General features: G+C 67.9%; 25 protein-coding genes. 11 read left to right on the forward strand and 14 right to left on the reverse strand.

Features of this window, described 5'->3' with window-relative positions; genetic code table 11:
* Positions 1-48 precede the first annotated feature (48 nt).
* Positions 49-600 carry an NUDIX hydrolase gene (locus tag ABD260_RS35835; RefSeq protein WP_344241147.1) on the forward strand — a complete coding sequence of 184 codons (552 nt, stop codon included), beginning with the start codon at positions 49-51 and terminating at the stop codon, positions 598-600.
* Positions 601-643: 43 nt separating this feature from the next.
* Here ABD260_RS35835 and ABD260_RS35840 read toward each other — a convergent pair whose 3' ends face one another.
* A complete protein-coding gene (locus ABD260_RS35840; protein WP_344241149.1) occupies positions 644-1045 on the reverse strand; it encodes an SGNH/GDSL hydrolase family protein in 402 nt (133 codons plus the stop codon).
* Positions 1046-2317: 1272 nt separating this feature from the next.
* Entirely contained in the window at positions 2318-2926 is a 609-nt protein-coding gene (locus tag ABD260_RS35845; RefSeq protein ID WP_344241151.1) for a DUF2064 domain-containing protein, read from the reverse strand.
* A 986-nt stretch (positions 2927-3912) separates the two neighbouring features.
* Between ABD260_RS35845 and ABD260_RS35850 the strand changes: the two genes are divergently transcribed.
* Positions 3913-6168, forward strand: coding sequence for an FdhF/YdeP family oxidoreductase (locus ABD260_RS35850; protein ID WP_344241153.1), 2256 nt, complete (start codon positions 3913-3915; stop codon positions 6166-6168).
* On the opposite strand, the gene ABD260_RS35855 is transcribed toward ABD260_RS35850, so the two are convergent.
* Positions 6143-7312 carry an MFS transporter gene (locus ABD260_RS35855; protein ID WP_344241155.1) on the reverse strand — a complete coding sequence of 390 codons (1170 nt, stop codon included), beginning with the start codon at positions 7310-7312 and terminating at the stop codon, positions 6143-6145. The two genes, ABD260_RS35850 and ABD260_RS35855, sit on opposite strands and share 26 nt — an antisense overlap.
* Positions 7313-7376: 64 nt before the next feature.
* Between ABD260_RS35855 and ABD260_RS35860 the strand changes: the two genes are divergently transcribed.
* The gene (locus ABD260_RS35860) at positions 7377-7970 is read left to right on the forward strand and encodes a CGNR zinc finger domain-containing protein (RefSeq protein WP_344241157.1); all 594 of its coding nucleotides are present in this window, start codon (positions 7377-7379) and stop codon (positions 7968-7970) included.
* 27 nt (positions 7971-7997) lie between these two features.
* Here ABD260_RS35860 and ABD260_RS35865 read toward each other — a convergent pair whose 3' ends face one another.
* The 3 genes from ABD260_RS35865 to ABD260_RS35875 all read right to left on the reverse strand — a co-directional run bounded on the left by ABD260_RS35865 (position 7998) and on the right by ABD260_RS35875 (position 11662).
* Entirely contained in the window at positions 7998-8678 is a 681-nt protein-coding gene (locus tag ABD260_RS35865; protein ID WP_344241159.1) for a nucleoside/nucleotide kinase family protein, read from the reverse strand.
* A 60-nt stretch (positions 8679-8738) separates the two neighbouring features.
* Positions 8739-10937, reverse strand: coding sequence for an MMPL family transporter (locus tag ABD260_RS35870; protein ID WP_344241161.1), 2199 nt, complete (start codon positions 10935-10937; stop codon positions 8739-8741).
* A 188-nt stretch (positions 10938-11125) separates the two neighbouring features.
* Entirely contained in the window at positions 11126-11662 is a 537-nt protein-coding gene (locus ABD260_RS35875; protein WP_344241164.1) for a M48 family metallopeptidase, read from the reverse strand.
* Between the two features lie 526 nt (positions 11663-12188).
* On the opposite strand from ABD260_RS35875, the gene ABD260_RS35880 reads away from it, so the two are divergent.
* Positions 12189-12347, forward strand: a complete 159-nt coding sequence (locus ABD260_RS35880; RefSeq protein ID WP_012922897.1) for a DUF5679 domain-containing protein — start codon at positions 12189-12191, stop codon at positions 12345-12347.
* A 130-nt stretch (positions 12348-12477) separates the two neighbouring features.
* The gene (locus tag ABD260_RS35885) at positions 12478-13800 is read left to right on the forward strand and encodes an ABC1 kinase family protein (RefSeq protein WP_344241166.1); all 1323 of its coding nucleotides are present in this window, start codon (positions 12478-12480) and stop codon (positions 13798-13800) included.
* On the opposite strand, the gene ABD260_RS35890 is transcribed toward ABD260_RS35885, so the two are convergent.
* Positions 13787-15259 (reverse strand): MFS transporter, encoded by a 1473-nt coding sequence (locus ABD260_RS35890; protein ID WP_344241168.1) that lies wholly within the window; start codon positions 15257-15259, stop codon positions 13787-13789. The two genes, ABD260_RS35885 and ABD260_RS35890, sit on opposite strands and share 14 nt — an antisense overlap.
* Before the next feature lie 118 nt (positions 15260-15377).
* Between ABD260_RS35890 and ABD260_RS35895 the strand changes: the two genes are divergently transcribed.
* Complete coding sequence (locus tag ABD260_RS35895; protein ID WP_344241170.1) at positions 15378-16163, forward strand: DUF899 domain-containing protein; 786 nt, start codon at positions 15378-15380, stop codon at positions 16161-16163.
* A 1-nt stretch (position 16164) separates the two neighbouring features.
* Here ABD260_RS35895 and ABD260_RS35900 read toward each other — a convergent pair whose 3' ends face one another.
* On the reverse strand, positions 16165-16332 hold the full coding sequence (locus ABD260_RS35900; protein WP_344241172.1) for a hypothetical protein: 168 nt from the start codon (positions 16330-16332) through the stop codon (positions 16165-16167).
* A gap of 17 nt (positions 16333-16349) precedes the next feature.
* On the opposite strand from ABD260_RS35900, the gene ABD260_RS35905 reads away from it, so the two are divergent.
* The gene (locus ABD260_RS35905; protein WP_344241174.1) at positions 16350-16877 is read left to right on the forward strand and encodes an NUDIX hydrolase; all 528 of its coding nucleotides are present in this window, start codon (positions 16350-16352) and stop codon (positions 16875-16877) included.
* 72 nt (positions 16878-16949) lie between these two features.
* Here the strand turns inward: ABD260_RS35905 and ABD260_RS35910 are convergent, their stop codons facing one another.
* The 4 genes from ABD260_RS35910 to ABD260_RS35925 form a co-directional block, all read right to left on the reverse strand.
* Complete coding sequence (locus tag ABD260_RS35910) at positions 16950-17168, reverse strand: hypothetical protein (protein ID WP_344241176.1); 219 nt, start codon at positions 17166-17168, stop codon at positions 16950-16952.
* Between the two features lie 31 nt (positions 17169-17199).
* Positions 17200-17487, reverse strand: coding sequence for a WhiB family transcriptional regulator (locus ABD260_RS35915; RefSeq protein ID WP_132151798.1), 288 nt, complete (start codon positions 17485-17487; stop codon positions 17200-17202).
* 165 nt (positions 17488-17652) lie between these two features.
* Positions 17653-17850 carry a hypothetical protein gene (locus tag ABD260_RS35920; RefSeq protein WP_344241181.1) on the reverse strand — a complete coding sequence of 66 codons (198 nt, stop codon included), beginning with the start codon at positions 17848-17850 and terminating at the stop codon, positions 17653-17655.
* 443 nt (positions 17851-18293) lie between these two features.
* Positions 18294-20411: an ATP-dependent DNA helicase UvrD2 gene (locus tag ABD260_RS35925; RefSeq protein ID WP_344241183.1), complete on the reverse strand. Its 2118-nt coding sequence runs from the start codon at positions 20409-20411 to the stop codon at positions 18294-18296.
* 101 nt (positions 20412-20512) lie between these two features.
* Here ABD260_RS35925 and ABD260_RS35930 point away from each other — a divergent pair, with 101 nt between their 5' ends.
* Together ABD260_RS35930 and ABD260_RS35935 are read left to right on the forward strand one after the other, a co-directional pair.
* The gene (locus ABD260_RS35930) at positions 20513-20752 is read left to right on the forward strand and encodes a mycoredoxin (protein WP_344241185.1); all 240 of its coding nucleotides are present in this window, start codon (positions 20513-20515) and stop codon (positions 20750-20752) included.
* A gap of 92 nt (positions 20753-20844) precedes the next feature.
* Positions 20845-23214: a hypothetical protein gene (locus ABD260_RS35935; RefSeq protein ID WP_344241187.1), complete on the forward strand. Its 2370-nt coding sequence runs from the start codon at positions 20845-20847 to the stop codon at positions 23212-23214.
* Here the strand turns inward: ABD260_RS35935 and nudC are convergent, their stop codons facing one another.
* On the reverse strand, positions 23215-24138 hold the full coding sequence (gene nudC / locus ABD260_RS35940; RefSeq protein WP_344241189.1) for an NAD(+) diphosphatase: 924 nt from the start codon (positions 24136-24138) through the stop codon (positions 23215-23217). It lies immediately after the preceding gene.
* Positions 24139-24177: 39 nt separating this feature from the next.
* On the opposite strand from nudC, the gene deoD reads away from it, so the two are divergent.
* Together deoD and ABD260_RS35950 are read left to right on the forward strand one after the other, a co-directional pair.
* Positions 24178-24891, forward strand: a complete 714-nt coding sequence (gene deoD / locus ABD260_RS35945) for a purine-nucleoside phosphorylase (protein WP_184841847.1) — start codon at positions 24178-24180, stop codon at positions 24889-24891.
* Positions 24892-25166: 275 nt separating this feature from the next.
* The gene (locus tag ABD260_RS35950; protein ID WP_344241193.1) at positions 25167-25466 is read left to right on the forward strand and encodes a hypothetical protein; all 300 of its coding nucleotides are present in this window, start codon (positions 25167-25169) and stop codon (positions 25464-25466) included.
* Between the two features lie 48 nt (positions 25467-25514).
* Here ABD260_RS35950 and ABD260_RS35955 read toward each other — a convergent pair whose 3' ends face one another.
* Complete coding sequence (locus ABD260_RS35955) at positions 25515-26156, reverse strand: TetR/AcrR family transcriptional regulator (RefSeq protein ID WP_344241195.1); 642 nt, start codon at positions 26154-26156, stop codon at positions 25515-25517.
* Positions 26157-26202 lie beyond the last annotated feature (46 nt).

Genomic DNA, 26202 nt, shown 5'->3' on the forward strand with positions numbered 1-26202 from the left:
GGGGGGGGGGGGGGGGGGGGGGGGGGGGGGGGGGGGGAGACTTGGTGGGTGCTTCTTGAGGATGCGGTTGGGGTTTTGGAGGGGTGGCGGGCGGCTGATGGGGAGCAGGAGGGGTTGCGGGTGCATTACCTGCGGCATCTTGCCGAGCATTCGGATGGGATGTGGAGGACGTGCCGTCCGGAGCACATCACGGCGAGCGCATTGGTGGTCGACGGATCGCGTACGCGCACGTTGCTGACGCTTCATAAAACAGTCGGGCGCTGGTTGCAACTGGGCGGGCACTGCGAGGCGGGCGACCGTACGCTCGCGGGCGCCGCGCTTCGTGAGGCGACCGAGGAGTCTGGGCTTACGGACCTGACGATCAGTCCGCAGCCTCTCCGGTTGTCGCGGCACTTACTCGAACGCGGTGGGTGCGCGGGCGCGTACCACCTGGACGTCGAGTTCCTGATCATCGCCACCGCGGACACCGAGCACACCATCAGCGACGAGTCCGATGGCCTCGCCTGGTTCCCGCTCGACGCCCTTCCCGCTGACCTGGACACCTCGGTGCAGCAACTCGCAGCCAGCGCGCAACTGGCGTTCGCACACCGAGACCTCTAGCCCAACCGCGCTCTGGCCCAGCCGTTCCCTGGCCTTACCGTTCTCAAGCCCCGACATGCCCTGCTGACCTGTTCAGGCGGCTTCGGGCTGTTCGGTTGGCGACTGGGGGATGCTGAGTCGCTGATTCGCGTCGGATTGCGAGCCGGGGTGGGAATCGCTGAAAGAGTTCGTTGGTGCGGATGGCTGCGTTGACGGCTTGGCGGCAGATTTCGCCGGCGGTTTCGTAGCGTTCGAAGCCGCCGTAGGGCGGGATGGTGGTGCCGATGACCTTCACATCTTTGCGATGGGCTTTGGCGACGAAGAACTTGAGGCCTGCGATGATCGCCGCTGGGTTGTACTGATGTGGTGTCTGCTGGATGTCGTTGATGACGTCGGTGAGGACGACGGTGCGTACTCCGGGTATCGCGAGGGCGTCCTTGTCTTCGCGGGTCAGCGAGCTGGGCATCGTGGGGCCGTTGTCGGTGAGCAGACGGGTGGCGCTGATGCTGGCGTTGATCGGGTGGTTCGACGGATTTGTTGGCGTAGGCGGGTGGCGAGTTCGCGGGGCCAGTCCATGCCAAGCGCGGCGTTGTAGCCGCCGGAGACCGACGCTCCGATCACAACTACCACCCCAGCCCGATCCCCAGCCCGATCCCCAGCACCGGCCCGAGCCCTGACTCCCGCTCCCAGTCCCGTGCTGGTGGATGCGGGCCGACCGTGGGCGTCGAGGCCCGGTCGGCTGGTGCAGGCGGTCAAGGTGAGTGCGGTTATCAGGAGGGCGGTGGAAATGTCCGTGGCGCGGCGGCGGGTGGTGGCAGTCATGTCAGGGCCTCCCGGCGTGGCCGACGTGGGGCATGACCGCGTCTAGGTGCCGCGAGCGGCGGGGGTTGCAAGACGTATGCCGCGCACCGGGAGGCGGCGCCCGCACGGCGAGCGCCATGCCCGGAGCGGCAGGTCCGCGACAAGTCGGCCCGGTGGGCGCGATGCACGGAGCAGTCGGTCCGGGGCAAGTCGGCCGGGTGAGAGCCATGCGTGGAGCAGTCGGTCTCGGGTGCTCCAACTGCGGAGGAGTAGGTGGTGGGCTGGGGTTTCTATGTGGGTGTGTAGGGCCCAGGCGAGGGTTAGGGAGATGGCGAGGGTTGCGGCTGTGGTGGCTAGCGCGGGAGTGGTGGCGTAGAAGAACGCCTCGCAGACCAGCGACCAGCTGACTGGATTGAGCCTGCCACCACTCCGACTTCCATGAGCTGACGAGCAGCAGGTTCGCGACAGCCTCGTTCAAGCTGCCAGGTCGTAGAGCGGGGACCACTGTGTACGCGAGCGCCGCCGCGAGAGCTGCAGTGACCGGGTGAACTCGGTACAAGCGAGCCAGCCGGCGTCGCCGGAAGCTGCGGGCCCGGTCGGCGGGGCGGGCGGACCAGGCCAGTATGAAGCCGGACAGGATGAAGAAGAACGAGACGCCTGCCGCGCCGGCACCGAACGCCCACCGGGACGGGGTACGCGGACGGTCAGCACCGTACAACCGGGATGTCCGGCTGAGTCGGGCGAATTCCGGGTGTATGACTCAGATCATAGTTCCGCGACCTGGCGTAACCGGCCTGGCTGGCCGCATCCCCCCGATGCGGCCGGCCGGGGTCGCTGACGTCGGGTACCGCCCCTGAACGGCATCGGCGATCAGCTGAAAGTTCCCCGCTGGTTCCCCGTTGCATGGAGAACGAGCGGCGACCCGGAAGGTGACGGGTCAGGCGTGGCGGAGGATGGATCGGGTCGCGTCCCAGCCTTCCAGGCCGGGGTCCAGGCGGGCCAGGTCGGCGTTCGATCGCAGCCGGTGCCAGCCGGGGCCGGTGGCGACGGCGTGGCGGCGGGGTTTGCGCGACTCCAGCAGGGCCAGCGGGGTGTCGAAGGTCGGCGCGAGCTCGGTGAGCCACTCGGCGACGGGAAGTTTGACACCGATCGCCGCGAGCGAGCCGTCCTCGGCGGGCGTGACGGCGATGTCGGCGTGGCTCAAAGCACGAAAGAGTTTGCCGATCAGCAGGCCCGGAAGGTCGGGTACGTCATGGGAGACGGCTACGACAGCCGCGGCCGGACCGGCGAGCTCCACCGCGTGCAGCACAGCCCGTTCGGCATCGACGGCGTACGCGGGGGTGCCCGGCCAGGTGAGTGCACCGAGCTCGGCAACTGCGCTGTCGTCGCCACCGGACACCGCAACGGCAACATCGACCCGATCCAGGGCGGCGAGGACCTCGTACGTGTCCTCGGCCAGGGCCAGCCGCCAGGCCTCGGAGTCACGGCCCGGTGGTGCCCAGGTCCCGCGCGCCGGCGCGACGAGTACGACGACTCGCCTGTCCATCGGCGCTCGGTCTCCGTCCCAGTCACTCATCGACACCGGTCTCCCATCGCCCAGCCACTCCCGCGGTCCCGGCCCAGTATCTACTCCCCCGGCCGAGAAGATATCCGGATCTTGTGACTGATGTGTGGGTCAGGTGGAACGGGGCGTTCCCGAAGGCCGCCGGCGCCAGGCCGCGCAACCGCACCCGCCGCTTCTCTCCCCAGTTACCAACTGCGGCCCGGCACGCTGGTGCACGAGCAAGTTCCTCCCCAAACCGGTTTGGGGAGGAACCCCTCGCTCGTTGGGGTGCTGGTGGAGCCTTTTGCTGGAATAGCGCCAGAAAGGCTCCTGCCCGGAACGGAAAAGGCTCCCGCGACGGTGCAGCGTCGTGTTGTGGGCGGGCGTGGGGCGGAGCGGGTGCGGGGCGGGTGTGGGCGCGTGGGGGCGGCGTGAGGCGGAGTGGGTGGCTGGGTTGTGGGGTGGGTGGTGTGCGAGTGGACAGGAGGTATGCGTTGAGTGGGTAGTGCACTTGAGCGTGAAGGGGCTGAGGTGTACGGCGTCTCGGGAGTGCACTACCTGTCGAGCTGCCGATTGTCGGCTGCGAGCACGGCCGGGGCCGGCCGGGTGCGAGGCCGGGCCGATCGTCCACTGCGGGTGGGTGCAGTCGTGGTTGCAGGGTCGGTGCGTCAGACTGCCGGAGCGCGGGCAACTGCCGGACTGCGGGTAACTGGCGGGGCGTGAACACTCGGCGGGGGCCGTGGACAGCTGAGCACGTGTCGACACTCCCCACGGACTGTTCACGCTCCGCTCCAAGACTCGACCACGGCTTGAGGCGTTACCCGCATCCCCTACTCATGATGGTGGGGTTCTCTCCATACTCACCGTCGGCGGCCCGCAGACCACCCCTCCTGCCCGAACCTGACCCACACACCAAGCGCACGACCCAGATATCCACAGTCCTGGCTATCAAGGCCGCGCGCCACGATAGATGGATCTATGGTTGAAACATGGTCGACATCGAGCAGCCGAAGCAGAAGGCAGCGGGCGTACCGGCCGTGCTGTCGTCGTTCAAGTTCGGTCTCCGCGAGATGGGTACGGTCCGCAGCGGGCGCGCTTTCCTGAAGATGAATCAGGATCGCGGGTTCGACTGCCCGTCCTGCGCCTGGCCGGATCCGGAGCACAAACACACCGCCGAGTTCTGCGAGAACGGGGCGAAGGCGGTGGCCTGGGAGGCGACCCGGAAACGGGTGCCGCGTGAGTTCTTCGCGACTCATTCGGTCGCCGAGCTGGACCGGATCTCCGAGTTCGACCTGGGCAAGCTCGGCCGGATCACCGAGCCGATGCTGCTCCGGGAGGGCGCCACGCACTACGAGCCGGTCGGCTGGGACGAGGCGTTCCAGGTCGTCGCCCGGCATCTGAAGGCACTCCCCGACCCGAACGACGCCGTTTTCTACACCTCCGGCCGGACCAGCAACGAGGCCGCATTCCTGTACCAGTTGTTCGTCCGCGCCTACGGTACGAACAACCTGCCGGACTGCTCCAACATGTGCCACGAGTCGTCGGGGACCGCTCTGTCGCGGGTGATCGGCAGCGGCAAGGGCGCCGTCACGCTGAAGATGCTCGAAGAGTCCGAGCTGATCGTGATCGTCGGGCAGAACCCGGGCACCAACGCGCCCCGGATGCTGACCCATCTCGAGGTCGCCAAGCGCAACGGCGGTTCGATCGTCGCGGTCAACCCGCTGCCCGAGCCCGGCCTGATGCGGTTCATGAATCCGCAGAAACCGCGCGGCCTGGTCGGCAAGGGCACGCAGCTCGCCGACCAGCACCTGGGCATCCGGATCGGCGGCGACCAGGCACTTTTCCTTGCCCTCGGCCACCTTTTGCTCGAGGCCGAGGCGGCGAACCCGGGAACCGTGCTGGACAAGGCGTTCGTCGAGTCGCACACCAGCGGATTCGAGCTGTACGCGAAGCACAACGCCGAGCTGGACTGGGATGCCGTCGAGCTGGCCACCGGACTGCGCCGCGCGGAGATCGAGGAGTTGGCGGATCGCTTCGTCAAGTCGAAGGCGACGGTGATCTGCTGGGCGATGGGCCTGACGCAGCATCGTGAGGCGGTCGCGACGATCAGCGAGATCGTCAACGTGCTGCTCCTGCAGGGAAACATCGGCAAACCGGGCGCGGGCCCGTGCCCGGTGCGCGGCCATTCGAATGTCCAAGGCGACCGCAGCATGGGGATCTGGGAGAAGATGCCGGACGCCTTCCTGGACAGACTCGATCGCGAGTTCGCGTTCACGTCGCCGCGGGAGCACGGCATCGACGCGGCCGCAACCGTGAAGAGGTTGCGGGACGGGGACGTACGGGTGTTCTTCGCGATGGGCGGGAACTTCGCCTCCGCGACCCCGGACACGGAGGTCGTCCATCGCGGACTGCGCGCGTGCGACCTGACTGTCCACGTGTCCACGAAACTGAACCGTTCACACACGATCACCGGCCGGGAGGCGCTGATCCTGCCGACCCTCGGGCGGACGGATCACGATCACACCGCGGCCGGACCGCAGTCCGTGTCGGTGGAGGATTCGCAGGGCGCCGTACACCTCTCGAAGGGGAACCTGATGCCTCCGGCGCCGGAGCTGAAGTCGGAGATCGGGATCGTTTGCGGGCTAGCGCAGGCGGTCGTGCCGGACGTCGGGCAGATCCCGTGGGCGGACTTCGCGGACGACTACAGCCTGATCCGGCAGCGGATCGGGCGGGTCGCGGACGGGTACGAGAACTACGAGGACCGGTTGCGGGCGGGCGATGGCGGGTTCCTGCTGGCGCATGCGGCGCGAGACAAGCGCGAGTTCAAGACGTCCGACTCGCGGGCGCAGTTCACCGCGAACGACCTGACCTGGCTGCCGACCGAGCCCGGTCGCCTGCTGCTCCAGACGCTGCGCAGTCACGACCAGTTCAACACCACGATCTACGGGCTCGAAGACCGGTACCGCGGCGTCCATGGCACCCGCGAGGTCGTCTTCGTGAACCCGGACGACCTGGCGGAGCTCGGGCTGGAGGACGGCGCGTACGTCGACATCGTCAGCGAATTCCAGGGCGTCGAGCGACGGGCAGCGCATTTCCGCCTGGTCGCGTACCCGACGGCGCGCGGCTGCGTCGCGGCGTACTACCCGGAAACCAATGTGCTGATGTCGGCCGATGACCTGGCGAAGGGCAGCAACACGCCCGTCGCGAAGGGCCTGACAGTCAGGCTGGAGCCAGTCGCCTCCTGAACCACGGCTGCAGCACGGCGAGTACGGCGGCCACCGCGGCGGTCGTGAGCCAGAGGCCGGCCGGACCAGCCGTTTTGAGCAGTTGGGTGACGGTGAGCGGCGCGATCGTGGTGGCGATGCCCCAGCTCAGGCCGAACACCGCCAAGTACCGGCCGCGGGCCCGCTCGGGCGCGAGGCCGGAGGCTTGGGTGAGGTAGCGGGTCAGCAGGAAGAGCTCGCCGAGACTCCAGAGGACTGCGGCGAGGAGGAAGATCGCGAGGTTGTGCGCGAGCGCGACGACGACCAGGCCGATCGCGACCAGTACGTAGCCGGTGGCGATGGCGCGGAAGTCGTCGAGCTGTTGCACGCGGAGCAGGCGTTGGGCAGCGATCAAGGTCACGGCCGACACCGCGAGGATGATGCCGGTCCCTGATTTCGGCAGGCCTTGCTCGAGGAGCGTCAGCGGTACGCCGATGACGAGTTGCATGTAGATGGTGGCGAAGACCGTGCCGCCCGCGAGCAGCAGCATCAGCCGGCGATCGCGCCACACCGGCACGGTCGACGTCGGTTCCTTCGGTTCGCGTGTCTCAGTTGGGAGGGTCAGCGCGACCAGTACGGCGCAGGCCAGGCAGGTGATCGCGTCGGCGGCGAACAGCCAGCGGAGATCCCAGTGGCTGATCGCGGCGGCGAGCAGCCCGGCCAGTACGCCGGCGGCGGCGAGGGCAGCGCTGTACAGGCCGTACGCGGCGGGCCGGTCTTCCGGGTTGGTGACGTCCGCGATCATCGCCTGACTTGGTGGTTCGTAGATCTCGAACGCGAAACCGAGCAGTATCGTCGCGAGCACGGCTGACCAGAGCGCGTGGCTGAACGCGATCCAGAGCTGGGCGATCGCGCAACCGGTCAGGCCGAGGACGATCGTCCGGCGGCGGCCGAGGCGGTCGGCGAGCTGGCCGCCGAGCAGCCGGGACGGGATCGTTGCCGCGCCGAAGACCGCGAGGATCACCCCGGTCTGACTCAGCGACGCGCCGAACGCGACCGTGAGCACCACGCCGAGGAATGGCAGGGTGAACGCGCCGATCTTGTTGACCGCCCGGGCCAGCACCAGAATCCAGACCGCCGGAGAGAGTCCGCGCCAGGGCGCGATCAGGGTCGACACAGCACTCATCGCGCTTCTCCGTGACTGTCTAAATGGATATGATCGGTCACGAGCGAGCTTAAGGAGGCAACGCATGACTGGTCAAGTGTCTTTTGATAGTCATGCCCGGGCGGTGCTGGCCGCGGCGGTGGAGTACGTGAACCGGCTGACGGACGGGTACTCCGGCGGGGTCGCGTACGAGGCGCCGGCGGACGAACCCGAGGCAGTCACCGGGGCCGTCGCCGACGCACTGACCGCGCTCGGGTACTCAGCTGCATCGGTGCCGGTGGACGACGCGCGGCGGCTGGTACGGCTGGCGGGACGGATGCGGATCGTCTTCGAGGCGGCGAACTCCGGCGACCTGGACGCGGCCGCCGCGGAGATCAACGCGCTACTCGTGGACACGAACGCGCGCCCGCAGCTCGACCGCGGCCGGGAGCGGCCGTGGAGTCTGCACTTCCACGGGCCTGACGAGCAACTCGCCAACGGGTGGGCGGCCGGGTGTGCGGCCGGGTTGGCGCTCGCGGTCGGCAGCGATCTGGCCGGGCGGCTCGGCGTATGCGCGGCGCCGCAGTGCGATCGGGTGTTCGTTGATGTCTCAAAGAACGGGCAGCGCCGGTTCTGTTCGCCGCAATGCCAGAGCCGGGTGAAGGCCGCCGCCCACCGCGCCCGTCAGCAAGCCGGCTAGGAGGCAGCCGGCCGGCGGGGGTGCTGGTTATGAGGCGGCTGGCCGGCGGGTGAGGGTTGGGGCGTGCGGGTCCTCGTTGTTGAGCAGTAGGTCGGCGCGGTCGGCCGGGTGGACCTGGTCGAGGTAGATGCGTTCGCCGGGGATGTACCTGTTCCGGTAGCGCTCCGCTGCGGCTTCGGCTGAGGCCATCCAGGCCTGATCACGTTCGGTCCCCCGCCGAAGCACAGTCTCGAAACTCACGTGTACGTAAATGCGCAGATCCCAGTACCCGTTGAGCTCCGCGCGCTGCAGGAACGCCCCGTCCGCAAGCAGAATCGCATCGTCAGCCGCAACACCAATTGGTGAATCGAGCGCCGACTGGGCATTCGCCGCGCGGATCGCGGTGGTGTAGCGGCGATCCCCATCCGGTCCGAGCGGCAACAACAACCGCTCACGGATCGCCGCGTTGTCGTACATCTCAAAGTAGTAGCTCTCCGGCGATTCGATCGGGTACTTCGTACGCAACGCCGGCGCTTGTTTGAAGTAGTCGAGGCTCGCGCGGATGATCTCGCGATCGGTCCGGGCGCGGAGCACGTCGGCCAGCTCGTCGGCGAGGGTGGTCTTGCCGGCCCCGGAACAACCGTCAATGCCGACCCGGAGTGGATGCGGACGGGTGACGGACAGCACTTCTTCGGTCAGTTCGGCGAGTACCTCGGATCGGGTTGCCATGTGGGGCATCCTGCACCACGGCAGGCGCTCCACCCCGAAGGGCGGAGCGCCTGTGGCAGTTCAACCGACCGGGGTGAGCTCGCGCTCCTCCTCCACCGGGGCCGGGGCCGCGTGCTTGGCGGGGTTGCGGCGGAGCCACTTGGGGGCCCACCAGTTTGCTTCGCCGAGCAGGATCATCGCGCTCGGGAGGACGACCGCGCGGATGATCGTCGCGTCGATCAGGATCGCGACCGCGAGGCCGACGCCGAGCTGCTTCATGTCCAGGGTGCTGAGCGTCGCGAAGACCGCGAACACGCCGACCATCACGGCCGCCGCGCTGGTGACCACGCCGGCCGAACCGGTGATGCCTTCGGCCACCGCCTGCTTGGTCGGTACGCCGCGCAGCACCGCCTCGCGAATCCGGCTGACCACGAACACGTGGTAATCCATCGACAACCCGAACAGCACCACGAACAAGAACAGCGGCAGCCAACTCACCACCGCACCGTTCGACCGGAAGTGCAGCAACCCTTCGGCCCAGGTGTTCTGGAAGACCGCGGTCACGACACCGTACGCCGCGCCCGCACTCAGCAAGTTCAGGCCGATCGCGGTGACCGCGACCACCACCGAGCGGAACGTCACCATCATCACGATCATCGTCAGCAGCAGCACGAACCCGATCACCAACGGCAGTTTCGCCCGCGTATGCGCCGCGTAGTCGACGTCCGCGGCCACGAACCCACCGACCGCGTACTCGGCACCAGGCACTTTGCCGACCGTTTCCGGCATCAGATCCTTGCGCAGCTTGGCCAATGAGTCGCGTGCTTGCTGACTACCGCCCTCGTACGGAGTCGCGACCTCCAGCGTCGCAACCGTGCCGTCCTTGGAGAACCGCGGCTCCTCCAGACCATCCGCCGCAAACAGCTTGTTGCCCTTGGTCCGCTGCATCAGGTCAGCCAGCGCCGCCTTCACCGCGGGCTGTTCGTTCGCCGGAGCACGTACGGCGACCTGGTGGCTGGTGCCCGTACTCGGGAAGGCCGCCGTCAACCGGTCGTACGCCTTCATCACCGAGGTGGTCCGCGGCAGGTCCTCCGTACCGGGGAATTTCAGCGTCATGCCGAGCGCCGGCGACGCGATCGCGAGCAGCGCGGTGACCGCGACGAGCAGCGTGGCGATCGGGTGCTTCAGCGCCGGCTTCAGCACCGCCGGCCAGAAGCGCGGCTTGCCCTTGCTCGCGGTCAGTCGCCAGACCAGCGGAATCCGCGGCTTGTCCACCCAGCGCCCGAGCTTGGCGAGCACGGCGGGGAGCACAGTCAGTGAACCGACGACGGCCACCGCGACCACGAGGATCGAGCCGACCGCGAAGGACGAGAAGACCGCGTCCCGGGCCAGGAAGAGCCCGGCCATCGAGATGATCACTGCCGTACCGGAGACGACGACGGCGTGGCCGGAGGTCGCCGCGGCGATCTCGACCGCGTCGACGTGACCGCGGCCCTTGGCGCGTTCCTCACGCTCGCGGCGGAGGTAGAAGAGCGAATAGTCGACGCCGACCGCCATCCCGATCAGCAGGATCACGCTGTTGACCGCGTCGACCGCGGGCACCAGCTGCGACGCCGCGGCAGCCAGACCGATCGCGGCGGCGACCGCGGACAGCGCGAGCAGCAGCGGCACGGACGCGGCGATCAGCGCACCGAACGCGATCAGCAGAATCGCCAGCGTCACCGGCAGGCTGAACATCTCGGCGCGCTTGAAGTCCTTGCCCAGTGTCTCGGTCAGCGCCTTGTCGATCGAGACGCCGCCGACCTCCTCGATCCGGAGATCCGGGTACTGCTGCTGGACCTGGGCGGTGGTGTCGAGCAGCGGCTGCACGCGAGCATCCGCCTTCGTACCCTCCGCGGCGTCCTTCAGGGTCACCCTGACGATCACCGCGTCGTGCTTGGGCGCCGGCATCGGCGGCGCGACCTCCGCGACCCCACCGAGGGCGCGCATCCGCTGCACGACAACGCCGGCCGCCTTTGTCGCCTGCGCCTGGTCGAGCTGCCCGGACGGTGCCGTGATCAGCACGCTTTCCACGTCCGGGTCGGCGAAGTTGCCGGACTTCACGATGCTGTCCGCCCGGGTGACCTCGCCGATGTCCCCCTCGTTCTTCGACTGCTTCGTGCCGGTCATCGAACCGAGCGCGAAACAGGCGACCACCACGACCACCCACATCGCGATCGCCCGCCACGGATGGGTGGCGCTCCAGCGCGCCGCCCGGACCGTGATCTGTCCCCTGGCCATAACGTTCCTGCCCCTCCGCGCCGGACCGGCGCCCCACCCAGCGCACCTGGCGTGGCGCTGGCTACGGCCAAAAGCCTCGCCGCCGGAGCCCGGTCCCGGCCATGCAGGAAGCCCCCGAGCTCACCCTGGGGGAATCCCCACCCCACCCTTTCCCGTACGCCGTACGGGACCACCCGGAGCCGGGCGGATCAGAAGTCTTCGAGGTTCAGGGAGGAGGCGGCGGAGACGCCTTCCAGGTAGCCTTCGGCGCGCTCGGCCTTGGGGTAGCGGTGGACCAGGGCCCAGAAGGTGGCGTTGTGGGTCGGCTCGATCAGGTGGGCCAGCTCGTGCACCAGGACGTAGTCCACGACCCAGGCCGGCATCGACTGCAGCCGGGTCGACAACCGGATCGACCGATCCGCCGGAGTACACGATCCCCACCGTCTGTTTTGGTTCGAAACCCACCTCACGGACGCAGGTTCGGGCACTTCTGGGAGGTGGCGACACGCGAGTTCGTGTGCTCTGGCCAACAATTTTTCGTCCGACACGCGGGATCGGCTGCGCTGCTTCTCCAGCCGCGCCAGCATGGTCTCCACCCAGCGCGCTTCCTCGGCGGCAGACAGCCGGTCGGGCATCAGCACGACCACCCGCTCACCGTCGCGGTACGCGCTGACCGTGCGCTTGCGGCGCTTGCTGCGACGGATGTCCACGTACGGCGGGATCGGGCGCGGTGGAGAGTCGGCCATGGCTCAAAAATGTACCCCCAGAATCGGACAACTTTCTTCGGTCCACATCCTGTGCATCGATGTTTCCGCAGGTCAGGCGCCTGATTTTGAACCCGCCGCCGCCCGTTGTTCACACCCTGTTCCCCCGCCGGTCCACAACCCCCGGCGGCGCGTCCCACAGGTTGCCCACAGAGTTATCCACAGGGGTGGACAACCCGGGCTTGCCGGTTCGGCCGCGGCCTCATAGCGTCGGTTCCAACAGGCTCCCGGACCGCTTCCGGGGACGCTCGGAGGGGAAGCCGAGCAGTTCCGGAGGCGGCTCACCGGGAGCCTGTTCCGTCCCGCCGAAAGTTTCGGTAAAGGCTTTCCTCGCGGGATTCCGGCGGGTCCCGGACCGGGAGGTGCGCTTGAGCCTGCGCCAGGCTGTCGTAGGGTGAATCCCGACTGGGCCGAACGGCCTACGGCAGGAACCTCTGCCGTTAGCATCCAACGACTGCCCGCGGGGCCACACCCCCGGGCTGGAATTCAGAGCAAGGAGAGGGCCCTCATGGCAGAGACCTGGAGCGGCGAGTTCTACTGCGTCAAGTGCAAGGCCAAGCGCACCGCCGACGGCGAGGTCAAGGTCAACGACAAGGGCACGCGCATGGCGAAGGCCAAGTGCCCCGAGTGCGGTACGAACCTGAACCGGATCCTCGGCAAGGCCTGACGCACCAAGTCGTAGAGGCGGTGGCCGGCACGTTGCGCGTGCCGGGCACCGCCTCTCGTCGTCCCGGCCACCAGACCCGTGGCGCGACACACGGCACCCCGGAGCGGCCGGCCTTGGGTGACCGGACAGAATGGGAGACGTGTCGGACCTCCCCCGCAAAGCGCTGAGCCGGACCGCGAAACTCGCCAGCCTGCCGCTCGGCGCCGCCGGACGGGCGACGGTCGGCCTGGGCAAGCGGATCGGTGGCGCGCCCGCCGAGGCCGTGCTGGCCGAGTTCCAGCGCCGCACCGCCGAGCAGTTGTTCGCCGTCCTCGGCGAGCTCAAGGGCGGCGCGATGAAGTTCGGGCAGATGCTCAGCCTGATGGAGTCCGCGATGCCGGAGGAGCTCGCGGCGCCCTACCGGGCCACCCTGACCAAGCTGCAGGACTCCGCCCCGCCGATGCCGGCCTCGACCGTGCACTCGATTTTGTCCCGGGAGCTGGGCAAGCGCTGGCGGGACCGCTTCGACGAGTTCGACGACTTACCCGCGGCGGCCGCGTCGATCGGCCAGGTGCATCGCGGCCGGCTCAAGGACGGCCGTGAAGTCGCGGTCAAACTGCAGTACCCGGGCGCCGCGGAGGCCCTGCGCAGCGATCTGCGCCAGCTCGGCCGGTTCGCCCGGACCCTGGGCACGCTGGTCCCTGGTCTCGAGGTGAAGCCGCTGGTCGCCGAGCTGCAGGAGCGGATCGGCGAGGAGCTCGACTACGACCGGGAAGCGCAGGCCCAGCAGCAGTACGCGGATGCCTTCAAAGATCATCCCGAGTTCGTCGTACCGCGGGTGGTGAAGCACTCCCCCACGGTGATCGTTTCGGAGTGGATCGAGGGCCGGCCGTTGTCCTCGTACATCACCGACGGCAGCAAGGAAGAGCGGGACGCGATTGGGCTGAAGTACGTCCGGTTCATGTTCAGCGGGCCGAAGTACGCCGGGCTGCTGCATTCCGATCCGCATCCGGGGAACTTCCGGGTGATGGCCGACGGCCGCCTCGGCGTGGTCGATTTCGGCCTCTGCGCCCGGCTCCCGGATGGGCTGCCGCCGGCGATCGGGCGGCTGCTGCGGATCTCGCTCAACGGCGACGGCGAAGCGGTGCGGGACGGGTTGCGGGCCGAGGGCTTCATCAAGCCGCGGATGGACATCGACCCGGACCAGTTGATGGACTACCTGGCCCCGTTCGCGGAGCCGGCCCGGGAGCCGACGTTCCAGTTCAGCCGGGCCTGGATGCGGGCCCAGGCGAACCGGACCGGTGACTTCCGCTCGCCGAACGCCTCACTGGCGCTCCGGCTCAACCTGCCGCCGTCCTACATGCTGATCCACCGCGTGTGGATCGGCGGCATCGCGGTGCTCTCCCAGCTCGAGGCGGAGGCGCCGTTCCGCCCCGTGCTGGAGGAGCTGCTGCCGGGCTTCACCGACGACTGAGGACCGGCAGCGACCGCAGCGTGACGGCCAGCAGGATCGACATCGCGATCAGTGTCACCGTGGTGATGCCCGCAGCCAGGTGCAGGCCGGAGGTGAAGGCGTCGCGCGCCTGGTCGAGTACGTCAGCAGGTACGCGCTGGCCGACTGCTTCGCCCAGTGACTTGCCGCCCTGCCCATCCATCCGGCTGCGGTAGACCGCGGCGACCACACTGCCGAGTACCGCGATGCCCAGCGAGTAACCGAACTCGTTGCCGGTCTGAGTCAGCGCACCTGCCGAACCAGCCTTCTCCGGCGGGACCGATCCGATCACCAGGTTCGTACCCAGCGTGACCAGTGCGCCGGGGCCGATGCACTGCACCGCGAAGGCGATCACCAGCACGGTGGTCGATGTGGTCAGACTGACCACTGCCATCCCTGCGACGGTGAACGCGATACCAGCCGGGATCAGTACGCCCGGGCGGATGCGCTGCGCCAGCCGGGGCGCCACCTGGAAGCTGATCGTCGACGTGATCATGCCCGGTACCAGCGCCAGCCCCGCCTGCAGTGGAGTCATCCCCTTCACCAGCTGGAAGTACTGGGCGACGAACACCATCACTCCGCCGGACAGCATCGAGTACGCCGTCATGCTGCCCAACGTGACGCTGAAGACCGGCCGGGTGAACAGGCGTACGTCCACCAGCGGATCGCTCAGCCGATGCTGCCGGCGTACGAAGAACCAGCCGAACGCCGCACCAACCAGCAATGCACCAATGGACTCGGCACCGGCACCGTGCGTGGCGAACTGCTTCAGACCGTGAATCGCCGGCAAGATCGCCGCCAGCGACAGCAGCACACTGGGTACGTCGATCCGCCCCGCACGCTCATTGCGGTACTCCGGCAGCAGCACCGGGCCCAGCGCGAGCAGCACAACCATGGCCGGTACGCCGATCAGGAACGCCGATCCCCACCAGAAGTGATCGAGCAGTACGCCGCCGACGATCGGGCCGATGATCGCACCGACCGTGAAGCAGCCGCCCCAAACGCCCAGGGCGGTGGCGCGCTGCCGTGCATCCGGGAACAACGTGGAGATCAGCGACAAGGTGCAGGGCGCTATCGCCGCACCGGCGAGGCCCAGCGCGGCGCGGGCACCGATCAGCATGCCGGGGTTCACGGAGTACGCGGCGACGATCGAGGCGACGCCGAACACGGCCGCGGCGATCAGCAGCAACCGGCGGCGGCCGAGCCGGTCACCGAGGGTACCCATGGTGATCATCAGGCTGGCCACCATGAAGCCGTACACGTCCAGGATCCACAGCTGCTGGTTGCTGGTGGCGCCGAGCGCCTCGGTGATGGCCGGCACCGCCAGCAGCATCACGAACAGGTCGAGCGACACCAGAAGCGCGGCCAGGCACAGTACGCCCAGCGCGATCCACTGCCGCCTACCGCTCGTCACCCCGTCGGTCGCACGGGTGATGGTCATCATCAGGTCCTTCCGGGAGGGTCAGCACGAAGTTGCGCTGTACACCTGCGTCGAGCGGACGCGCTCAGGATCGACATAGATAGCGAAGGGCTGTTTCGCCAGAACGAGTGGAGTCACGATGACGACCGGAAATCTTCCCGAAGCCGCTTCCCCCGAGGAGTGGCTGGAGGCGCGCCGCGAGCTGCTGCGGCTGGAGAAGGAGCTGACCCGCGCACGGGACCGGGTGAACGCGGAGCGGCGGCGGCTGCCGATGGTGCGGATCACCAAGCCGTACAGCTTCGAGGGGCCGGATGGGCCGGTGGGGCTGCTCGACCTGTTCGAGGGGCGGGATCAGCTGGTGATCCACCACTTCATGTTCGGGCCGGACTGGGACGAGGCCTGTTCCAGCTGCTCGTCCGCCGGCGATGAGATCGGCAACTTGCGGCAGTTGCACGCCCGCAACACGTCACTGGCAGCTGTTTCGCGGGCGCCGTACCCGAAGCTGGCCGCGTACCGGGAGCGGATGGGGTGGAAGTTCCCGTGGTACTCGTCGTACCCGGGTGACTTCAACTACGACTTCCACGCCACGCTCGATGACCGGGTCGCGCCGGTGCTGCTGCATTTCCGTACGCAGGAGGAGCTGAACCAGACGGGTACGCCCTGGACGGACGGCCCGTGGACGGCTGACATGAACGGCGAGGAGATGCCCGGGATCAGTACGTTCGTACGGGTCGGGGAGGAGGTTTTCCACACCTACTCGACCTTCGGGCGCGGTCTGGAGGACTTCCACAACTGCTACCGGTACCTCGATCTGACCGTACTTGGCCGTCAGGAGGAGTGGGAGGAGCCGAAGGGCCGGGCCGAGGTGCTCGGCCGACAGGTCGGTGGGCCGGGGATGCGGGCTCCCGACCAGTACGACTCGTGATCTACCAGTAGACCGGGTCGAGCTTGCCCTCGATGCTGCGGACGTTCTCGCGGGCGCAGCGGTCGCAGTACACGAGCTTGCGCCCGTCCTCGAACGACGTCATCCAGGTCAGCGGCGCGTCCTCGGACTCCGCCTGCTGGCCGCACAGTGCACAAGTAGCCAATGCCATGGCACTAGTCTGCCCCGGTGCGATGGATTGTTCACAATGAGGCCGAGGCCTGGACCAACCAATGGCTGAGCGTACGCCGCCTGGACGTCGAACAGCCGGACGGCAAACGGTTCGACTACCACGCAGTCCGGATGCGGAACATTGCTGCCGCGGTCGTCACCCGCGACCAGCACGTACTGCTGATGTGGCGGCACCGGTTCCTGACCGACACCTGGGCGTGGGAGCTCCCGATGGGGATCATCGAAGCCGGCGAGAGTCCGGAGGTTGCGGCGGGGCGGGAGCTCGAGGAGGAGACCGGGTGGCGGGCGGAGGGGTTGACTGAGCTGATTCGGTCGGAGCCGGCGGCCGGGATCATGGATTCGCGGCATTTTGTGTACCGGGCGGAGGGCGCCGTACGAATCGGTGAGCCGACCGAATTGAACGAGTCGGATCGGATCGAGTGGATTCCGCTGACCGACCTTCCAGGAATGATTGCCCGGCACGAGATCGTCAGTGGGATCACGTTGATCGGTCTGCAGCAGCTACTGCTCCAGGAACGCGCCTGAGGGGCGGCTCCCCTGGTGGGAGCCGCCCCTCAGACTGTGTTTCAGCTGGTCAGACTGGTGTTACTGGGTGGATCAGACCAGGCGGGCGAGTGCGAGGCGCGCACGCGCGCTGGCCCTCGCGGCCCGCCGGTTGGCCCGCTCGGCCTGCTTCTCTGCCTTCTCGATCTGGTGAGCGAGGCGGAAGCGCCGGTTCTGCTCTGCGTCCTTCAGTGAAGTACGACAATGAGCACGGGCGAGATCTTCATGAAGTAAATGCATTTCGGTGCTCCTGGTGAAAGTCTGGCTGGTCATCGTTGGGACTCGTTTTCGTAGGGGTTTGTCGTCAGGCTGCGGTAACGGTGTCGCTCTTGCGGGGACGCCCACGGGGCCGCTTGCGCGGAACCACCACACCCTGGACGAACAGCTCGCCACCCCACACTCCCCACGGCTCGGAACGCTCGAGCGCTCCGGCCAGGCATTCCGCCTTCAGCGGGCAGGTCGTGCAAAGCGACTTCGCGTACTCGACGTCCGCCGGCGATTCGGCGAAGAAGAGTTCTGGCGCGTAGGACCGACAGGGCAGGTCCTGCGACGAGGCCACCTCGGTGAAGACATCGAGGAAGCTCACGCTCATTCCGGTCACCTCCCAGTGACTGTTGTGTGCTGATCTCTTGTCGTCCGTGATGGCTACCGGGTGGTAGCCACCAAAACTGTGCTGACAAAACTGCAGTGATCAAACAAAAAGGCCGCGGACCCTATTCGGGTTCCGCGGCCTTGGAGGTGCCGGCTCTGACGCTTGTCAGACCGGTGGACTCCATGCTCGAGAACCCGAACCGCCGTACTTCACATCGCCGACAGCTCCGCCCTTGATCTGAGCGTTGCCGGAAGCCATGAGCACAACGGTCGCGACGTGCAGGCGCGGCGAGGCACCCTGAATCTGGGCGCACGGCAGCGCGGCAGCGTCGCTGAACGGCTTCTTAACCGTGTTGGTGATCATTTCCAAGGCACCTCCTCTCGTTGTGGCGAAGCGGGCGGTAAGCTCGATCGCTATGGTGGTTTGAAGTTTTCGGCCAGGATTCGACCGCAGAAAGAACAGTACGCTGTCCGCGCCGGAGCCCGCAAACTATTTAACGCCGGTTCGCGAAGTTGGCCGGAAGTTGCCGCCACCGCGGCCGGATCTCACTGCTGCGACCCGTTCGCATCACATCGTGGACGCCTCCGGCACGCTCCGGGACGCCGTCCGCACGCTCCGGGATCGTTGCCTGTGTCATCTAACTGCCACGTCTGCCGGGAGCAGAACACGGCCTGTCCTCCAGGGTGCGCTGCGGAGTCCGTGCCTGGCAAGGCAATTCCGCCGCTGCCCGGTCAGGCACGCGCCGGACAGCCGCGGCCCACGGGCGCGGAAGGTCAGCCGGTGCGGAAGGTCAGCGAGTGCGGAAGTCAGCGGGTGCAGAGGTTGAGGATGTGCTCGCCGTACTTGGCCAGCTTCGCCGTCCCGATCCCCGGGATCTGCCGCAGCGCCTGCGGATCGCTCGGCCGGGTCTCGGCGATCGCGGTCAGCGTCGCGTCGGTCAGGATCACGAACGCCGGCATCCGCTCGGACTCCGCCTGCTCGGTGCGCCACTCGATCAGCGCGTCGTACAGCTTCTGGTCGATCGTGGACGGGCAGCTCTCGCACCGGCCGAGCTTGCGGGCGCCCGGGTCCAGCAGCCCGCGGCCGCAGACCCGGCACTTGGGGATCGGCCGGCCGGACCGGCTCGAGCTCGCCGGGCGCTCCCAGTTCACCGGAGCGGCCGGCTTCCACTCGGAGCGTGCGGTACGGACGCCGATCGGATCCAGGAATCGCGTCGGTCCGCGCTGCCCACGCCCTCCCGGTGAGCGCGAGGTGGACCAGCTGACGAACAGCTGCTGCTTCGCCCGCGTCACGCCCACATAGAACAGCCGCCGCTCCTCCTCCACCTGCGCCGGAGTCTGGGCGTAGCTGATCGGCAGCGTGCCCTCATGCGCGCCGACGATGAACACGCACTCCCATTCCAGCCCTTTGGCGGCGTGCAGCGTCGCCATCGTGACGCCCTCGGCCAGCGGCGCGTGCTGGATCGACGCGCGCCGGTCCAGCTCGGTCATCAGCTCGGCCAGGCCGGCCGACGGATGCTCCGCGGCGAAGTCACCGGTCATGGTCACGAGCGCGCTCAACGACTCCCAACGGTCTCGCACGGCGCCGGTACCGGTCGGCGGCTCGGGCGTCCACCCGGCGCCACCGAGCACACCGGTGACAGTGGTGACCAGGTCGTCCGACAGATCACCGGCCTTCGCCTGTCCGCGGAGCAGCAACGCCGCCTGCCGGATCTCGGCCCGCTCGAAAAAGCGCTCCGCGCCCTTCAGCACGGTCGGGATCTTCCGCTCGGCCAGCGCCTGCTCGAAGTTCTCCGACTGGGCGTTGGTCCGGAACAGTACGGCGATGTCGCGCAGGGCCACGCCCTCGTCCCGCAGCCTCACCACCGCCCGCGCCACCGCATCGGCTTCCGCAACCTCATCGGAGTACTCGCGATAGACCGGCGCCGGGCCGGCCTCCTTCTGCGAGCGCAAGGTCACGCGCCCGGGCAGGCCTTTCGGGCCGGCGGCATCGAGGATCTTGTTCGCGACGTCGACGATCTGGGGTGTCGACCGGTAGTCGCGGACCAGCTTGATCACGCTCGCGGACGGGTGCCGGGCGGCGAAGCGGACCAGGTTCTCCGGCTCGGCGCCGGCCCAGGAGTAGATGGTCTGCGCCGGGTCGCCGACCACGCAGACGTCCTCGCGGCCGCCCAGCCACAGGTCGAGCAGGCTCTGCTGCAGCGGCGAGACGTCCTGGTACTCGTCCACGACGAAGGTCCGGTACTGCCGGCGGATCTCCGCGGCGACCCGCTCGTCCTCGGCCAGCAGCGCGACCGCGCAGAGCAGCACGTCCTCCAGGTCGATCCGCCCGCGCTCGAGCTTCACGTCCTCGTAGGCGGCGAAGATCCGGGCGATCGTGGCCGGGTCGAAGGCCGCGAGCGTACGCCCCGCCTTCGGCGCCAGCCGGGCGTAGTCGTCCGGCCGGACGTTGCTCACCTTGGCCCACTCGACCTCACCGGCGAGGTCGCGCAGCGCGGGGGTGTCCACCCGGACCCGGCAGCGCGAGGCCGCCTCGGTGAGCAGCGGGAACTTCCGGTCGACGATCGGCGGCAGCTCCCCGCCGTACACCTTCGGCCAGAAGAAGCGGGCCTGCCGGAGGGCGGCGGAGTGGAACGTCCGCGCCTGCACACCCTGCACGCCGAGCTGGGCCAGCCGCCCGCGCATCTCGCCGGCCGCCCGCTGGGTGAACGTCACCGCGAGCACCCGGACCGGGTCGAAGGTCCCGATCCGCACGCCGTACGCGATCCGGTGGGTGATCGCCCGGGTCTTCCCGGTGCCCGCCCCGGCCAGCACCGCGACCGCGCCCTGCAGGGTGGTCGCGACCTCCCGCTGCTCCGGGTCGAGGGCGTCCAGGAGCTCCTCCGCGGAGGAGGGGCGTGTGAAGTCGCTCACGGGCTGGGACATGCGGGAACAGCACCACCTGCATCATGGTTCGGATACGTCGAGGGCAACCCTAGACGGGACGCCCGACAGATTGTCCCCTCCACTCCCCCAGGAGTCCGCCGATGTCAGCTTTCACCATGTACTCGACCCCGTGGTGCGGCTACTGCCACCGCCTCAAGGGCCAGCTCAAGCGAGCCGGCATCGAGTTCACCGAGGTCGACATCGAGCAGGTCCCGGACGCCGCGAAGCTGGTCGAGAAGATCAACAACGGCAACCAGACCGTACCGACGGTGGTCTTCCCGGACGGCACCGCGATGACCAACCCGTCGCTGGCACAGGTCGCGGAGAAGCTCGCGGCGTAACTCTCCGGCTCAGGCCATACCGGCTGAGTTATGGACTTTACGGTCATGACCGTTATACCTTGCGATGAAACTTACGTCGCAGGGAGTCCGCCATGTTCTCGCGCCGTTCTTTCCGCCGTTTCCTGATCACGTTCGCCGTCGCGGCCGGCCTGCTCGCGACCGCCGGGTCACCCGCCGGCGCAAATCCGCCGAGTCCGCCCGGCCACGAGCGGCCGGATCCGTTCCCGTCCGAGAACTGGCCGCTCGGTCCACCGGTCCGGCCGTTCGGTCCCACCGACGAGGTCATCAAGGACCTCGGCTCCCCGGTCAGTTCGCTGACCATCATGGAGGGCGCGGTCGGGCGTACGCCGGACGGCCGCGACGTCGTGTACGCCGTACCGGCCGGCGAGAACGCCCGTTTGAACGTTGTCGACCTGCACAGCCGGCAACTGCTCAACAGCGTCGCACTGCCAGGTGCCGCCGGCGCATGGGCGATCGTCGTCGTGCCGAACGGCGACGTGTACCTCGGTACGTACTCCAACGCGCACCTGTACCGCTACAGCCCAGGCACCGCCACACTGACCGACCTGGGTCAGCCGATCCCCGGTCAGTCCGTCATCTACGGTCTGACCGCCGACCCGGACGGCAACGTGTACGCCGGTACCTATCCGAATGCGCATGCGTTCAAGTACGACCCGTCGAACGGACAGGTCACCGATTACGGCTCACTGGACCCGGTGCAGCAGTACGCACGCTCCACCGTCTACGACCCGGATCACCGCAAGTTGTTCGTCGGAGTCTCCACTCCGAACGCCCGGCTGCTCCGGATCGATGTGGACACCAAAGCCGTTGAAGACATCACTCCCCCGGGTACTACGGCCAAGGACTTCATCGACCTGGACTACGCGGGCGGCAAGGTGTTTGCGAACGCCAGTAGCCGGCTGGTCGTTGTCGATGCAGTCACCGGCGAGCAGATCAAGTACACCGATGCCACGACCGGCCAGCAGGTGATGGACTACCCAATCGCTGCGCGCGGTGTCTCGGCAGCCGGTCCGGGTGGCGTGTACTTCACCAACAACACCTTGGCCCTCACGCACTACGACCTGGCCACCAACACAGTCGGCCCCGTCTCGCCGCCACGCACACTGACCCGTGGCGCGTCCATCGGCTACGGGTGGGTGACGGAGAACGGTGTACCCGTCCTGTACGGCCTAGCGGGCAACTACTCCGGCGGAACGTTCCGGTACAACCCCCAGGACGGGACCCTCGCGCAGTGGAGCTCCCCGTTCCAGTACGTACCGTCGCCGCTGATGCACGCCCTAGCTGATCCCAGTACCGGCAAGGTGTTCGTCAACGTCTATCTGAACGGCACAACGGCCGTCTACGACCCTGCTACCGGCAAGAGCACCACGACCACCCGGCAAGGACAGGTAGAGGGCTGGGCGTGGGACAGTACCGGCAAGATGTACGTCGGCATCTATCCGTACGGCCGGCTGTCCCTCTGGGATCCGCGAGCACCGGAGAGCCCGACCAACCCGAAGGAACTGTTCAGCCTGGTCGACAGCGACCACCAGAACAGGCCGGTCGCAGTAGTCCCGGCAGGTAATCGCGTGTACGTCGGCACTACTCCGTCGTACGGCGAGTACGGCGGCGCCCTGACCGTGTACGACGTACCAACGGGCACCCACACCGTGTACCGCAACCTGGTGACCGACCAGACCATCGCCTCCGTGCTGCCGACCGGTAACACGGTCTGGGCCGGCTCCAGCATCGAAGGCGGTCAAGGCACTGATCCGAAAGCCACTGAGGCACATCTGATCAACGTGAACCCGTCCACCGGCCAGGTGCTCACCGATGTCGTACCAGTGCCCGGTGCAGCCAGCATCAACGAGCTGACCACCGGGCCGGACGGCAACATCTGGGGACTGGCCGACGGCATCGTCTTCGTGGCTGATCCGGCGACTGGTGCGGTACTGCGCCAGCTGCCCGTCTTCAGCGGAGCCACCGGCGCGCAAGACGGTGCACTGTCCTGGCGCGACGGCTACTTGTACGGAGTGGCCGGTGGGCGGCTGTTCGTTGTGGACAGCCTCAGCGGCCACACCACCGTACTAAGGAGCCGCGGTCTCAATCGACTCACGCAAACACCGGACGGGACGTACTACATGTTGCTCCGCCCGGACGGCTACGTGAACCCGACCAACTTGGCGTCGTACACACCACCGGTCGACCCGTGTCCGCGGTCGGATGTGCGCTCGACGGTCTGGACGGGCAACATCGACAGCCATGTCTCGAACCGGTTCCTGAGCTACGGCTGCACGCTGACCGACGTACTACCGGACGCGAAGGCGGACTGGTCGAGCCACGGCGCCTATCTGCTCGCAGTCGACCGCAAGCTCCGTGAGCTCGAGTCCGCCGGTTCGGTTGAGCGCTGGGAGGGCGTACTGATCAGAGTCGCCGCGGCCCGATCGAACGTGGGCAGGTGATCACCAGCTACCGGTGAGGCTGTCTCCGTACCAGCCCTCGATCAGGCGGCGGGAGATGGAGATCGCACCCGGGAGGGCCATCGTGCCGGCTTCGGCCAGCGCACGAAGGTCCTCCCGGGTGAACCACTTCGCCTCGGAGATCTCGTCGTCATCCACCTCGATGTCGAAACCAGTCGCCTTCGCGTAGAAGCCGAGCATCAGGCTCGCGGGCAGCGGCCACGGCTGGCTGCCCGCGTACGCGATGTCCGCGCCGACGATCACCCCGGTCTCCTCCAGCACCTCCCGGCGTACGGCGGCCTCCAGCGACTCGCCCGGCTCGACGAAGCCGGCCAGTGTGGAGTACCGGCCCTCCGGCCACGCCGCGTTGCGTCCCAGCAGCGCCCGGTCCTGGTCGTCGGTGACCAGCACGATGATCGCCGGGTCGCTGCGCGGGAAGTGGGACAGTCCGCACGCGGGGCATCGCCGTACGTGCCCGGCGTCCACCACCTCGGTGTGCTCGCCGCAGTTCGCGCAGTGGGTGTGTACGGCGTGCCAGTTGGCCAGTCCGACGACATGGGCCGCGATCCCGGCCTCTCTGTCGTTCAGTACACCGCCCAGCTCGCGCAGCCCGCCGTACGACTCGTCTGCCTCGCCTTCGAGCAGGACGGCGAACACGGCCCGCCCGTCAGCAGTCATGCCGGCACCGGACTCCCGGTCGATGCCCAGGAAGACCCGGGGCCCCTCCGGCGCCTCAGCAGGCGGCAGGAAGCGCAAGGCGGTGCGGTCGTCGACCACCTGGACCTGGTCCCCGGCTACCAGGACCACCTGGGTGTCGGACGCGGCCCAGGCCTTGTCCAGCCAGTCGTCGTCACGTCTACGGTCGGCCGCACGGTCCAGTACGGGGCGGGACAGCGCGAGCGAACCAGGTGCGATGGAGTAGGCCACGTGCCTCAACATATCCCGCCTCCGTGAGAGCATCCCGGCATGAGTATTCACATCGCCGCCGAGAAGGGGCAGATCGCACCGCGCGTACTGTTCCCCGGTGACCCGCTGCGGGCCAAGTGGATCGCGGAGACGTACCTGTCCGACGTGATCTGCTACACCGAGATCCGGAACATGTTCGGTTTCACCGGCACCTACAAGGGTGAGCGGATCTCCGTGCAGGGCTCCGGCATGGGTCAGCCGTCCGCGTCCATCTACGCGAACGAGCTGTTCGCAGAGTACGACGTCCAGACCCTGATCCGGGTCGGCACCTGTGGTGCGCTGACCGAGGCGGTCCGGGTCCGGGACGTGATCGTGGCGATGTCCGCGAGCACCGACTCGCAGATGAACCAGCTGCGCTTCCACGGCATCGACTACGCGCCGACCGCCGACTACAAGCTGCTCCGCGCGGCCGTGGACGCCGCTGAGGCGGCCGGGCTGAACGTACACGTCGGCCAGGTGTTCTCCGGTGACCTGTTCTACAACGACCGGGCCGACCTGGTCTCCCGGACCGCCGAGTACGGCGTGCTGGGGATCGAGATGGAGGCGGCGGCGATCTACACGCTGGCCGCGAAGTTCGGCCGCCGGGCGCTCGGCATCATGACGGTGTCGGACCACCTGATCACCAAGGAGGAGACCAGCGCCGAGGAGCGCCAGACCACCTTCTCCGAGATGATCACCATCGCCCTGGACGCAGCGATCGAGGTGCCGGTCTGAACCGCCGGTACGGCGCGATCGCCCTGATCTGCGCCACTGTCCTCACCGGTGCGACGGCCTGCTCCGGCAAGTCCGCCGACGACAAGCCGGCAGCCACTGGTACCTCCAGCAGCTCCGGTAGCGCCGGTGCACCGCAGGCCAGCAGCAGTTCGTCCGGTCCGGAGGAGACGCTGCCGGAGCTGACCACCGCACAGGTAGTCACCGCACTCACCGGCAAGAACTACAAGTGCACCACCGACGAGGCGTACGAGACGTGCAGCCAAGGCACTACCTCGGTGCAGGCACTGATCGGCAGCCAGCCGCGACCGCCGGTGCTGTCACTGCAGGCGACCGGTGTAGCCGCCGAGGCGACGAGCAAGCTGACCGAGTTCGCCCCGGAGGCGCTTGAGCTGGCGCATGTGAACCCACGCGGCCAGATCGTCGACTGGCTGAAGCAGCAACAGGGCAAAGCATCCGGTACGACCACTGCGGGCAACTGGACGGTCGAGTTCTCCACCGAGGTGGACTCCGACCAGCCGGGAGCGATCCTGACGCTCACCGACAAGCTCTGCAAGGTCAACTGCGGAGCGGAATGACTCCAGTCTCCTGAGCGCCGGCCTGCAGCGACCGGTGCTCAGGAGCCGCTACGCCGTGACCAGCTTGGGCAGCACCTGCGTGATCCGGCCGGCCAGCTGCCCCGGGACGGTGTCCGGATTCGCCGAGTAGCCGACTACGGCCTGCTCGAACAGTCCGTCGACCAGCGCGTACGCCGTAGGTGCGTCCACGGCCGGTGTGCTTCCGGTCAGCTCGGCGTACCTGGTCAGTAGCCGCCAGATCATGTCCTCCAGCAGCTTGTCGATCATTTCTACGTCCGGGCGGAGCTGGTCCTCGAACATGCTCTGCGCCCGCAGGTCGTACCAGAGCTTGTGCATCGGGGTTTCCTCGACCAGGGTCTGGGTCATCTTCGCCAGGAAGCCGGTGGACAGCTCGTCCGCCGATGCAGCGGTCTCGACCACCTCGTCGTACCGGCGGGCGCACTTGGTCTTGTAGTAGCGCACGCAGTAGCTGATCAGGTCGATCTTGTCGCGGAAGTAGTAGTGCACGACGCCGTGCGTGAACTCGGAGTTGTTGGCGATCTCGCGCAGGCTGGTGCGCGCGTAGCCGAGCTCGCCGAGCGTCTTCAGCGCCGACTCCGCCAGTGCCACTCGGCGGCGCTCGATCTTGTCGATCCCGGACACCCGGGCGGGCCGGTCCGGTTCGGCCGCGGTCGCAGATGCCACCGTCACGCACCCACCTTCCTGATCGCCGGTTGCGTCAGAGTACCCCGCCGCA

Origin of the sequence: Kribbella hippodromi, from assembly GCF_039531045.1 — a bacterium.
GTDB classification, from domain to species: domain Bacteria; phylum Actinomycetota; class Actinomycetes; order Propionibacteriales; family Kribbellaceae; genus Kribbella; species Kribbella hippodromi.